The organism is Microcoleus sp. PH2017_28_MFU_U_A (genome assembly GCF_020738035.1).
Lineage (GTDB): Bacteria > Cyanobacteriota > Cyanobacteriia > Cyanobacteriales > Microcoleaceae > Microcoleus.
Window position 1 is genome coordinate 1 of the sequence record NZ_JAEQCX010000084.1, and the last position, 13354, is coordinate 13354.

General features: G+C 43.1%; 10 protein-coding genes. 3 read left to right on the top strand and 7 right to left on the bottom strand.

Annotation, left to right across the window (positions count from 1 at the left end):
- Positions 1-3449 (bottom strand): S8 family peptidase (locus JGK14_RS20915; protein WP_325315434.1); only part of this gene is annotated, 3449 nt, incomplete at its 3' end.
- Positions 3450-4280: 831 nt separating this feature from the next.
- On the opposite strand from JGK14_RS20915, the gene JGK14_RS20920 reads away from it, so the two are divergent.
- Positions 4281-5306, top strand: a complete 1026-nt coding sequence (locus JGK14_RS20920; protein WP_325315435.1) for a site-2 protease family protein — start codon at positions 4281-4283, stop codon at positions 5304-5306.
- 73 nt (positions 5307-5379) lie between these two features.
- Entirely contained in the window at positions 5380-6054 is a 675-nt protein-coding gene (locus JGK14_RS20925) for a PEP-CTERM sorting domain-containing protein (protein WP_293225440.1), read from the top strand.
- A 173-nt stretch (positions 6055-6227) separates the two neighbouring features.
- On the opposite strand, the gene JGK14_RS20930 is transcribed toward JGK14_RS20925, so the two are convergent.
- From JGK14_RS20930 to JGK14_RS20945, 4 genes are all read right to left on the bottom strand, one after another.
- Positions 6228-6374: a hypothetical protein gene (locus JGK14_RS20930; RefSeq protein ID WP_293213414.1), complete on the bottom strand. Its 147-nt coding sequence runs from the start codon at positions 6372-6374 to the stop codon at positions 6228-6230.
- Positions 6375-6634: 260 nt separating this feature from the next.
- The gene (locus JGK14_RS20935; protein ID WP_325315436.1) at positions 6635-6856 is read right to left on the bottom strand and encodes a hypothetical protein; all 222 of its coding nucleotides are present in this window, start codon (positions 6854-6856) and stop codon (positions 6635-6637) included.
- 13 nt (positions 6857-6869) lie between these two features.
- Entirely contained in the window at positions 6870-7862 is a 993-nt protein-coding gene (locus tag JGK14_RS20940) for an RloB family protein (protein WP_325315437.1), read from the bottom strand.
- Positions 7855-9123, bottom strand: coding sequence for an AAA family ATPase (locus tag JGK14_RS20945; protein ID WP_293219506.1), 1269 nt, complete (start codon positions 9121-9123; stop codon positions 7855-7857). The genes JGK14_RS20940 and JGK14_RS20945 overlap by 8 nt, the downstream gene beginning before the upstream one ends.
- Positions 9124-9362: 239 nt before the next feature.
- Between JGK14_RS20945 and bchI the strand changes: the two genes are divergently transcribed.
- Positions 9363-10478, top strand: a complete 1116-nt coding sequence (gene bchI, locus JGK14_RS20950) for a magnesium chelatase ATPase subunit I (protein ID WP_442921469.1) — start codon at positions 9363-9365, stop codon at positions 10476-10478.
- A 74-nt stretch (positions 10479-10552) separates the two neighbouring features.
- Here the strand turns inward: bchI and JGK14_RS20955 are convergent, their stop codons facing one another.
- Together JGK14_RS20955 and JGK14_RS20960 are read right to left on the bottom strand one after the other, a co-directional pair.
- Positions 10553-11176, bottom strand: coding sequence for a precorrin-8X methylmutase (locus JGK14_RS20955; protein WP_293186971.1), 624 nt, complete (start codon positions 11174-11176; stop codon positions 10553-10555).
- An 892-nt stretch (positions 11177-12068) separates the two neighbouring features.
- Entirely contained in the window at positions 12069-12872 is an 804-nt protein-coding gene (locus JGK14_RS20960) for a TPM domain-containing protein (protein WP_293186972.1), read from the bottom strand.
- Positions 12873-13354 lie beyond the last annotated feature (482 nt).

Sequence of the window (13354 nt, forward strand, 5' to 3'; positions counted from 1 at the left end):
TCAGCATCAGGAATCCAGCGACGCTTACCTGACTGCATCTGGTAGACTTTACCACCACCACTTATACTTAATAAACTTCCATCTTTCCTAGATGGCAACCCTTGTCCAGTGGGAATCAGAGCTAAATCTTCAGGAGGGAAACGCTTCACTGTATTCGGATTAATTTTTAATGCGTTCAATGTTTCTTGATTTGGAATGATTCGCAATTGACCATTTTGGACTAAATAGTAATCCGAATTGTAGCTAGCAATGACTTGATTTTCTAGCGATCGTGCTGTTACGTTCACTGCATATACACTTGTCGCATCAGATGAAAGAGAACCTACTTGTAAGTAATAATCTCCTGCTCCTAAAATTACATCGAGATCGAGTGGTTTCGTTGTAAGAGTACCAGTCTTAATTGCCTCACCCGGATCGACTTGACCATTACCATTTCGGTCTTGGAGCAACCACCACTGAGCAGCAGTGCCGGATGGAGCTAAGTAAAAATTTACTAATTTCAAGCTGTCGAAGCTAAATTTGTAGAAGTCGTTTAAATCCTTACCACCTATTGAACTAAGAATATACCCTATTCCAACCTGATTGCTATTAACCCCATCTCCTAAGTCAGCACCACCAGAAGGCAATAATACATTGGCGGCAGTCTGGATTGAGTAGTTTCCATCCGGATCGCCTACAGGAGTTGCCGATAATTTCAAGTCATATTCATCACCATCATAATCTTTTGGCTTATGAACGAGGACGTAATAACTTCCAGGTTTGAGAGTCTGGCTAAACTCTGGAACAACACCAGGAGGAGTGCCTGAAATGATATCAATATGTGTAGAATCGTCGCTGTTGAAATACCAGTTTTGGAACAAATAAAACCCAGTATTTCCCATCTTTCCACTCAAAGCAAAATCTACTTTGCTTTCACTGGTGATGTTAAACTTGTAGTAATCAAAGCGGTCATTTCTATCAATAACATCATGAAAAGTTTGTGTACCAATTAAAGTACCAATATCACGAGCCGTGTTCGGTGAATTTCCTGCATAATCTGGAGGTATTTCAAAGGGTAGGGGTACGGCACTAATTTCGATAACCCCGATCGCATTTCCAGTACCATAACCATACCAACTCGCTTGACCCGAAGGCTGCACCGTCAAATACCCGTTCTTGTAATAGTGATTAACAACCCCATTACTCACCACAGTCTTATCAAATGCCCCAGCAGATGAGGGAACTTTCCCTTGTCCGGGTTGTGGCGCATTGGGAGTAAAAGTGGCATTCAGCGTATAAGGTCGTACCAGCGTCTTCTCAGTCGAATTCCAAGTCGAATTCCAATCAGGTTCTAGCCAGTAATTGCTGGGAGTTTTCACTTCAATGTCATAGCGCCCTTTATTCAGATCGAGTTCCAACCATTGATCGGAGTTAGCAGCAACCTCAAGGCTAGCAATTGATTCCGGTCGATCGTCAGAACCAATAAACTTCTTGATGCTCACTTCCATTTTACCGTTGGGAGAATTCAAATTAATTCTGATTTTTCCCGACTCATTCACCTCCACCCCATACTTAGCAATCCGGTTGTTGAAATTTATAACATTGTTATAAGTGACAACACCTGATAAATTACTTAACTCAGAAACAGCAGGGCCTGAAAAAACCGCACTTTGCAGGCTGTTGTCTAAGGAATAATAAGGCTGAGTTCTGTACTGTATATTCCCAGTAAAACTCGAAACCTTATCAGCAATAAACTGAGTTGATATGTTGTAATCATTGAAACTAGACCCAGCGCCGTTGCCGACTTTGAGATAGTACGTCCCCGGATCGTAGAAATTGCCACCTTCAAAAGAAGTCTGTCCTTCCCCTACTACAGAAGTTTGAAGAGAAGCCCCTTTAAAGAAGGTATGAGACCCTGGCTTGCCGTCAGCTTTCGTAACAGTTACCTGCGGGGGAGTGGGAAATCCTGATACAGGGTTGAGACTGGTCAAATTCCACCTTACATAACCAGGCTCATTTACCGTAAACTGATAATATTTATCAGGCTGATTCGCGTCAACTCGATCGCTATCCGAGAAATTAGTTGATACTTGTACAGTAGCCGCCGCGATCGAATTTCCACCTTTAGCAGCCCGTTCCTCTGGCGTTACCTTCCCTTGTCCACTCCAAGTATCCGGCGTTACCCAAGCTGTAGGTTTATAAACCTCCGGCGCAGTCTTCTTCGCCAAATCCACCGCCGCCAACGTATTCAAAAATCCAAAACCCGTCTCATCATCCCACCCAGACGGCCCCAAATCCCTCGCCGTAGACTTCAAAATCTCCATCACTTGGCGATAGTTCAAAGCAGGATTTGCCGCCCAAACCAAAGAAGCCGCCCCCGCAACTTTTGCAGTCGCTACCGAAGTCCCCGCCATCGTCCCCAAATCATTTCCCACAGTCGATAAATCAGGGTGTTCAGTCGTGCCGCCATCGGCCACAATATCCAAACCGCGGCCATAACTAGAATAGATCGATCGCCCATTAATATCCCCAGCCCCAACCGTAAAAATATTGTCAAACTCCTGAGAAGCTTGACCCAAAACCGACATCACACCGCCGTCGTTACCCGCCGCCACTACCAGCATTACCCCATTTTGCCGCGCATATTCGATCGCACTTCTTTCCGCTGGAGTCAACTCATAGCGCGTCGTCACACTCCCGTCAGCATTCTTCTGAGTCAAATCCAAACTGAGATTGGCGATCGCATTTTTCTGTCCAGAAGCCTTCGCAGCATCCACAAACTCTACCAAAGAATCCGCCCATCTCCCAGAATCGATCGCCCTTCCCACCCACTTCGGCGCAGTCTTATTAATCGCATCAATAATCCCCAACATAAAAGTACCGTGCTCGCTACCTTCCCCAGGCTTCAGCAACGGATTATCATCCCCGCCCACATAATCGCGGCCCTTCTTGATATTCGCGTAATTCAAATAAGGACTATCCGCACTCACACCCGTATCAATACTTCCCAGCAACGGCTGATTAGCCAAAGGAAAATTTAGCAATTGACGGATTGCATTCGGATTGCTAGGATTCGGCGAATGGGGATCGACTGGAATCAAAGCAATCGGCAAAGTTTCAAACGCACCGCCCGGATTGTAAGGAGTTTGAGTCGCAATCCCATCATGGTACAAACCCAGCGGGTCAAAATCAATCAGCGGCGGTAAATTATTAGTTGGCGCATCAGGAGCGATCGGGCAAACACCACTATCCGCCAAGAAATTAGGTAAATGTAAATCAGGTAGCGACAAAGAACCGAATAACTGATGCAGCGGATTCAAATCATCCAGCCATCCCCCAACACCCGCACTCGGAGTTACAATTCTTTCCAATACATGACTGCGGGATTTTTTGTGGCCTTTGCGTTTCGGTGAATTCCCAAAACCTTGAGCCTCTTTGCGTTTTTTGCCACCCAAATTTAGCCAACCCATAATCTTTGCACCTTGATTAATATGAATTCGATCGCACGAACTCGATCGAATGCCTCCCGCATTCAACCAAAATCGTTACTTGACAAAAATCTGTAAGTAATAATCTGAAAATTTCTGTTTGTTTGAAAAACTACGCAAAGTTAACAAATTTTACGTATTGGCGATCGCTTCACATCTGCCGCGCTTTGCTAACGGTCTCGTTGGCGATTGAGCTCATACTTTGTCAATGCTTAATTTTTCGGTTTTTCTTGCTTCTTCACGGTTATCCTACACCAAAAACCCTCTTTCGATTGTAAAGTTTGTGTAAAGTTTTTTTGCCAACTTAAATTAGGACTGACTCCGAAACCTGGTTTTTACGAAAATATGGAATCGCAGCCTTTAAAATCGATAAAAAACCCGGTTTCCGGCCGCCAGCGCTACATTCCAAAAATAGTTAGAATTGGCCCTTGCTTTTTTTATAATTTCTGATAATATGAACCGAGAGGTGAAATTTGGAATGAGGTCTGAAGCCCTAGCAAATATCACCAAAGCTTCTTCAAAAACTACTCTCCCGTTTCCCTGCTTCTTTGAAACAGGGGCAATCTTTACTTGGAAACTTTAGGTTTTTAGGAAAATTTAGGGCGATCGCACTTTTGCTCTCTAAAAAAAGGGGGACAACAAAAGCCGTCCTCCTCAAAGTCCCCCTTTTTAAGGGGGATTTAGGGGGATCAGAATTTAACGGGGAAAGGGGAAATTTGAAAACAGGCGCTAGGGGCGATCGATCTTTCAGCCTACCAAGGCATAATTTTTATTTAGTCGATCGCACTTTCTCCGCGAAAGTAACAGTATGCTATGGAACTCAAATCAGCGGTGCAGTGGATAGCTCATCCAGACGGTCATTGGATACTTCGCAATCCCGAAGACATGACTTTCATGGAAGTTGACGACTTTGACAAACAGGTAATCTTGCAACTAGGCAAACAACCCGTAACTAACACTCTCGCTGAATACGACATCGATTTAGAAGATGTGCAAAATCTCTTGAGAAGCTTAGCACAAACGGGAATGCTAGAAGGCACAAAAGCCCCGAAAGCCAAATTCAATCTCCTATCTTTCACAATTCCCCTAGTCAATCCCGATGCTTGGCTGTCGCAGCACATCGACAAATTGCGCTGGATTTGGACGTGGGAGTTTGGGTTTTTTCTATGCGCTTTCATCGCATCTTCCGCAGCAGCTTGGTTTGGTTCCTCGGCGGAAGTTGTTGTCTCGCACCAGCAGTTGTGGACAGCCGGGAAAGTTCAGACTATTATCACATTTGTGTTGCTGACAATCCTGGTAATATCTTTGCACGAACTCGGTCACGCTTTCACGCTCAAACATTACGGCGGTATTGTTAAAGAAATTGGATTGCTGTTTATGTGTTTCATTCCGGGATGTTATACAGATACTAGCGACCAATACAGTTTAGTCAAGCGAAAACAGCGGGTTTTAGTCGTGGCTGCGGGAGTTTTGATTCAAGTAACAATTTGGGCGTTTGCTGTTTGGGTTTGGCTGTTTTCGCAGTCGAATCCTGTCTGTCATCAAATTAGTTATTTATTGATGGTGGCGGCTTTGCTGACTGTAGCAATTAATTTGAATCCCCTCAACCGATTTGATGGTTATTATTTGTTAGTGGCAGGAACTGGCATTAACAATCTGCGTCAAAAGTCGTTTGATTTTTATATGGATTTATTGCGGAGGGAGGAGATTGAGGCAGAATCAAGTGATAGATTGGTTTTGGCAGCTTATGCGCCTTTGAGTATCATTTATACTGTTTTTGCTTTGAGTTATTTAATCTCCTTGCTGGGAAACTGGGTTTTGCGGGTTTGGAGTTTTTAACCGCAGATTAATCACGGGCGAGACGCCCGTACCACAAAATGTTGTTGATTTTTTTAGTTAGGGGTTTACTGATATGAATGTTTGTCAAAGGTTGGGAATTGTTGGCGGAAGTTTGAGTTTTGCGGTTGTTAGTCAATGTTTTTCCGTAGAAGCTGCTACTCTGAGTCAAACTTATACTGTGAATCTGGATTCGCAGCCGTTAAATAGCAGTACGAATGTGGTTTTGCCGAAGTTTAATTCGCTGTTGGGTACTCTGTTGAAGGCTTATGTTACGGTTAAGTCTACTGTTAATAATAGTGTCAGCATTACTCCTTTGACTGGAGATTTTACGGGAACGGCAGCAACTAATGCTAATATTGCTGTGAATATTCGGCTGTTGAAAACTGACCCGAATTTGACTTTGAGTGTTTTGGCTAGTCCGCCGGAAACGAAGATTGCTAGCGGTGGTACGGGAAGTGTTAGCGGTTTTGGTTCTGGTAGCGTGTCGAAAAGTTATGATTTGCCGCAGTTTTTGAGTGCTTTAACTGGCTGCGATGGTGATACTTTTACTGCTGGTGTGGCGACAACTGGTTTAACTCAAATTCTGGGGATTCCGGCGAGAGGTAGTTTTGGCGGTAAGGTGTCGGCGGATATTGCTGCTAGTGTAACTTATGAGTATGAAGCTGTGCCGGAACCGATGACGGTGGCTGGTACGTTTGTGGCGGCGGGAATGGGTTTATTGTGGAAGAAAAGACGAACAAAAAGATAAGAAGACCTAGCGGTTAAAATTACGTTATTTTCTTCAGTCTGCGGAGGCAGACTTTGTTTGTGTAGACGCGGTTTCAACCGCCGTCTGCATCTGTTTTGGGTAACTTCAAGCGATCGATAAACGCGATAATTAATCTCAGGGAAGATGCGATCTATCTCCTAAACCTTCTCCAACTAACCGAAATCGACTTTGCCTTCTTTAAGTTGCAAACTTCCAGGATTTTTGATGTTAAATGGGTAAAGGTCAAAAATATTTTTACTGTCAACACTACCTGTGTAGGTTTTGCTGTCAGTCAATGCCCCGATGTTAAGTTCAGCCATTTGTACCCCTGAAAAATAGTTGCTGGAAAATGCCCTCAAATATATATCTGTGGGAACTTGAGGTTTTTATGCAAAATCCGGAAAAGCGTTACATTAGTTTACATTAGGGTTGCCCGATCGCCCTTCTTCTACCATCTACCCTGAGTTAACATCGGTGGTAACTTTGCTGCAAACTCTTGTGGGGTGGGCATCCTGCCCGCCCAAATTTGTCATGTAAATGCCGCAAATCTTAGTTGCGCTTGGGTTTTGCAGAAACAGACTTACGCATTTACCAAAGAAACCGGGTTTTTGGCGGAGTCTGTGCACTGCGATCGAGTATTCTCGAAAAAACCCGGTTTCTGAACACTCGTGCGTCCAGGACTGTAAAATTGAAAGTCGATCGGAGGTAAGTGCGATCGTGCGCTATCATCGGAACAATTTTTGGTAGTTTGGCTGACGCAAGAAAGGCGTTGGTTATCTGGGAGATAGCGAGTTGTTGTCATAGCGATAGTTTTTTTACAGTTCAGTTACATTGTCAAGGGCAATAATTAGTATTTCATTCGGCTTAGGACTAAAATTAAATCTTAAAGTCCCCGTTGCGGAAAATATTTCAAACTTTAAGATAATATCTTGAGTTAAACTTGGTTCAATTATTATTGGATTATCAAGAGCAAGTTGAAATTTATTTTGATCTTCATCTCTTATATAAAAGTGACCGCTGTTATTGTTAACTAAATAGCTAATATTTCTGTCATTGACAATATTAACACTCAAATTTATTATTCCACAGTTGTGCTGAACAGCATTAACCGTGATACTAATATCGCTAATTTTCTGTGTTTCGTTAATAACTCCATAGGTTACAGGATTAAACTCTAAAAGCTTGATGACTAACTTGTCTACAGTGGTATAAGGATTTAATTCATAGATTTTACGATCGCAAGCAGCTAAGTTTTGTGCCATCTTCATCCGTAACCAGGCTGAATTTTCAATAGCTGTTTTAGTCAGGCTTTTAAGTCTAGAATAAATTAAAATATCTGCTTTTTTAGCATAGCCTATAAAATAATCTGATTGTTGCAAGTAATCAATAACATTTTGGGACTTAGGGAAAGCAGTTCGATACTGTTCGTAATGCAATAAAATCCAATGCTCAAAGGCAATACTTGAAAAAGCAAGATTCACACTATGTTTCTTGGCTTCTGAAAATGCTTGTTCGTGTTTGGTATAACCATCTTTATCAAAAACTGCCCAAACTTCATCATAATTATTTATTTCTTGTTTGGCGAGTTTGACCAGATTCATCGCATCTGTTTTAATAGATTCACCTTCTTTTTTTGCTGCTTTGATTTGGTCTTCTTCACTTGGATAAACTTTGACCGCATATTTCTCAAACACATCATCTTGTTGAGCAATCTCCTCAAAGTAAATTCGTTCTGTATTAGTTCCTTCACATACTATGTAGATCGACTGCTTTAACTGTTTTCGTTTATTCTCTCTTTTTTTATTCATCACCAAACATAAATTCAACTTCTTTAATATTAGGTTGACCACCAAATTTACCTTGCATATACCATTGGTCAAAAGGTTCATCACCTTTTACTTTATCAAAGTCTTGGGCAGAAAAGAGTTGTGTTTCACCATATTTATTTTTTTCGGCAAACCATATTTGGTCTTTTCTTAACAATTCTCGATCGAGTAAAGTAGTTTCATGGCTAGCAAAAATTAGTTGGGCATTACGGGGATTAGTTGACGGATGGTGAAATAACTTAATTAAGAACTTACACAGTTTGGGATGTAAACTATTATCTAATTCATCAATAACTAGAATATGACCTTCATTTAAAATAAATAAAATTAGAGTGCCAATAGTATAGAGTGTCATAGTTCCTATTGATTCTTCATGAAAAAATGAAAATTCACTTTCACCAGTAAACACATTATTTTTAAATGTTTTGTGAACTGCAAATACCTCATATTTATCACTCATTATTAAAGTTTTAAGATCCTCTGGCATCTCTTCATCAAATTCATAAGTAATTGATTTTTCCTCAATATTAATTCTATCGATATGAGTATCGGCAATTTGGATGAGCTTACTTAATTTCTTTTTCAGTTTTTCATCTCCTTGTAATAATTGGTTGACATGACGTATTAATGATTTTTTTGTTTGATTATCATAGGCTGGGAAAAAAGCATAGGTTTTTAAGTATTCATAGATTTTTTGCATTTGTTCGTGTTCTTCACGAGCGACTTTTGATAGATAGGGATATTTGGTTAAAGCTTTATTTGAAAAAGATCGCTTGTCTTGAAAATAATCACCGCGTTTGACCTCATTTTTTGTACGAATGAATAAGTTGGACTTTCTTTTTTTAGGGTAAAAATCTAGCTGTTCGTGATGAACTTCTCGACTATCAAAAGCAATTTGATAGTCATACATAATTCCTTCAAGAATAAAACTCAGCTTAAAAATAGAAGGCTGGCTTAATCGCGATTCATCTAACTTAAATGGTTCGTAATAAGGAATTTTATGATCGACATCAATATTGAGAGTCTGAATATAGGAAATAAGTCTATGTAAAGCCTTGAGAATATTTGATTTACCAGAAGCATTGGCTCCATAGATCGCAGCCGAGTTAAGCAATCGCAGTTTATTGCCTTCGATCGGCACAAAAGTATTTTCATTTTTCCTGTTGGAAGAGTCTGCGATCGCGCTTAATGTTTGCTCTTCTTTAATTGACCTAAAGTTAGTGACTGAAAAATCAATTAACATAGAGGAACTCAACTTTTAATTAGATAGAATCACTCAGCCAATATCTGCCAATGAAATAGATTAAATGAAAGAGATAAATAACTATCTCATAATTATAGCTCTTGACTGACTTTACACGATATTATATGAGCCTATTAATTTCTGTAAGCCGACTCGGCTTGACCCTGAACAACCTTCGATCGACTAATGTACCCCTGTATGTCACAATAGAGGACTGTCATTAGAGTAAAGAATTTATTGTGAGTCCTACTGCCGAAGTCAGCAATAACCTGAATGCGGGCGCTATACCAACCGTTACCGCCACCGCCCCCCGCCGCGCTGTTTTTCCCTTCACTGCGATTGTTGGCCAGGAGGAGATGAAACTGGCGCTGCTTTTGAATGTCATCGATCCCAAAATTGGCGGAGTGATGATTATGGGCGATCGCGGTACAGGCAAATCTACCACAATCCGCGCCCTCACAGATTTACTGCCAGAAATTGAAGTCGTGGCTGACGATCCTTTTAACAGCCATCCCACCGATCCCGATTTGATGAGCGATGAAGTGCGCGATCGCACTTTGCATCACGGTACAATGCCGATCGCCCGCAAAAAAGTACAAATGGTAGACTTGCCACTCGGCGCTACCGAAGACAGAGTGTGCGGTACGATCGACATTGAGAAAGCTTTGTCCGAAGGAGTTAAAGCTTTTGAACCAGGCCTTTTAGCTAAAGCTAACCGCGGCATTCTTTACGTCGATGAAGTCAATTTGCTCGACGATCACTTAGTCGATGTTTTGCTCGACTCCGCCGCCAGCGGTTGGAATACAGTTGAAAGAGAAGGGATTTCAATCCGCCACCCAGCTAAGTTTATTTTAATTGGTTCCGGGAATCCAGAAGAAGGAGAATTGCGGCCGCAATTGCTTGACAGATTTGGAATGCACGCAGAAATTCGCACTGTAAAAGATCCTAATCTGAGAGTAGAAATTGTCGAACAACGATCGAGTTTTGACCAAGATCCGCCCGAGTTTCTCGCCAAATATCAGCACCAACAAGACGATATGCAGCAGAAATTGGTGGAAGCCCAAGAAAGATTAAAATCCGTAAATCTCGATCGCGATTTGCGAGTAAAAATTTCCCAAGTCTGCGCCGAATTGGACGTAGACGGGCTACGAGGCGATTTGGTCACAAATCGGGCCGCGAAAGCTTACGCCGCCTTAGAATGCCGAACAGAAGTCACTGTGGACGATATTCGCAAGGTAATGACTCTGTGTTTGCGCCACCGATTGCGGAAAGACCCGCTCGAATCCATAGATTCCGGCTATAAAGTGACTAAAGTGTTCGATCGAGTATTCGGCCTAGAAACAACCGAAGGTTAGAGCATCGATGGCCAAGAGTAGTATCTTAACAAATGGAACCTCTGCGAGTCGGCTTTAAATTCTGATAAACCCGATCAACTGTTCCCCTCTTGGCCATAGGCCTGCCAAGCCAAATCCACCAAACCGTTAACAATCGCCACAGCAACCACCGCCGAACCCTTGCGCCCCTCAATCCGAATATGAGGAACCATCGAATCGTGCAGCCTTGACTTAGCCACGTCAACCCCGACAAACCCCGAAGGCGTTCCAATCACCAAAGCCGGTCGAATTTCCTCAGCCTCAATCAAATCCACCAGCGCCGACAAAGAAGTTTGAGCCTGGCCAACCACAAAAATCCCCTCAGGATAGCGTCTAGCCAAAGTTTCAATCCCCCAAGCAGCCCGCGTCCGTTCCTTTTGAGGGCGCGTCAAAGCATCCATCGAACAGTAAACCGGATTCGCAAAGGTACTTTGGATCAGCGGCGTAATGCCCACCTGTACCATCGGCACATCTACTACGATCGTAGTTCGTGCAGCCAAAGCAGCCGCCCCAGCTTGCAAAGCCTGATCGGAAAAACTAATTAAAGACTTGTACTCAAAATCAGCAGTCGCATATATCACACGGCGGACTATTTCGTACTCCGCCGCAGAAAAACCGTGGTCGCCAATTTCATTATCGATTAATCCCAGACTCTGGGCATCGCTTACGTGCCATTCCATTTGTTGGATAGCTGTCGCCTGTGTGTTGTCAGGTATCAGCTTACCAGCTTTTAGTCATAACAGAAGGAAGAAGGAAGAAGGAAGAAGGAAGAAGGAAGAGGGGAGAAGGAAGAAGGAAGAAGGAAGAAGCAGTCTAATCAAGGGTTTCAGAAATTACGCAGGGTGTCTAGAAACCGGGTTTTTTCACAGCAATACTTCGTTACAGCCGACAAAAAAGCTAAAAAACCCGGTTTCTTTGGACTTGCGCGCGAGGCAGAGAAACCGGGTTTTTCACGAGTTAACTTGGTTGCGGTCGCCAGATTCCTTGACATACTCCCCGACCGTCGCGGACGGGGATTCTAATTCATGGTTCACAGAAGTCGGCTTGCTATATCAGGCTTCCCTTTGATAGTAGAGGCAGTCTTCTCCCCATGCTTTCCCTCGAACGAGGCAGATTCCTAATGCCCTTAGGTACTGTTAGATTAAATTAATCATGGCTTTTGTTTCTTTGGGTACTTAACTTATTTCCCCTAGCTATGTTTTTCTTGGCTTTCGCTACCCAATATTTGGCAGATATCAACTCTGCTTTCTGGTTCAAGGAGTCTTAACAAGCCACCACCATGGGATTTCCAACCAATATAATTATACCAAAAGCCGATACTCAAAGCACGGGGCTTTAGACCCCATTTTTTGGTAAAAGCTGAAAGTCTTATAGAGCAGGACTTTCACCCTCGGGGTTCAAGGCATGGGTTCCGATCGCCCAAGCGATCGCTAATTGTCCATTTAGTAGGGTTTCATTGATTGGATGCGGTTTTTATTTTTCGAGAGTGATGAAAGAGCGCCAAGAGTCACACTAATGACTGATGACTGATGACTGATGACTAATGACTAATAACTAATGACTCATCAAAAACTAACTTTCTTCTGAAGGAGACTTGCCCAATACTGGAGTCAAGAATGCTACCAAAGCCCCGATCGCAAAACCGGCAACATTTCGGGCCAAAGGCAACCAATCAGAAGTCCGAGTTACCACCGGCCCAATTCCGAAGGCCAAAAACAGAATCCCCCACAGCGGCGAAAAAATCAGCGCCCACTGCCAAGACACACCGTCTCCCGGTTTCCGAGGCTGAGCCGCAAACCCGCAGATCACGCCGCCCAGCACCGACGTAATTAAAGTCAGCACCCACTGTTCCCTCGGCAAACCTGGAACTACGCGACAACCGCCCTGACGCAAACAGCCTTCTATCGACTCCAAAGATTCAATGATCGATCGATCTTCGCCATTATCCCGCACAAAAAACTGATTGCCGTAGCGGGTTTGCAATTCCACCCAAAAAGTCCGCGGCAGCAGGGGATACAGCGCATCGCCCACATTAAAATTCAGCAAATTGCCACCGCGCGGGTCAGCAACTAGCAATACACTTTTATTGTCTAAGCCCCAATAACTTTTCACAGCCAAACCGGGCGTGCGATCGTACTGAGTCAGCACTCGCAGCTTCCAACCGGTTTCGGCTTCAAAGGCGTTTAAATTTTTTGCCAAACCCTCTTCTTCAATATCCGTAAGGGCTTTAGCTAAATCAATAATCGGCGTCTGAGTCTTCGGCAACAAATCGGGATTGTTGAAAGCATGGGCCGCAGGTGCGATCGTCCACACCGACAAAGCCAGAAAAAAGGCGACAGCAGAGGCTAGAAATTTGCGGGGGAAAAGCTGTGACATAGGAAATTCTAATCCGGGTCTTAATTGTGAATGTTAGCTGGCGGTCTTAACCAGAGGATAAGAGAAAACTCATATTTCTTTACAATTATTTACTTTACAGGAAGCCGAGAGCAAGGGGAAGGGTTCGGGGAAGGAAAGTTTGCGATCGGGGAAAGGGCTGACAATTAACTGTAGAGGGCGCGATCGCGATCCAGGGCAAACCGTCGTTAAACAAGAGCTCGATTTTCTGACGGGTGAGTATCGATCCCAGATATCGTACCCGCAATCAAAAACCTGTAGGGGCGGGTTCACCAAAAGCTTTAAGGGGTGCAGACAGGTTAAATAAACCCGCCCCCACCCACAAAAAAGCCCCTTATTGATATTGGTGCAACATCTGGGATTAATAATACTTCAAGCCGATAGTAATAGAGAGAGACCGGATGTGCGATCGGTTATTTAAGTATTTTCCTGCCTGAAAAAAGTTACCTTCATAAAGATTTAGC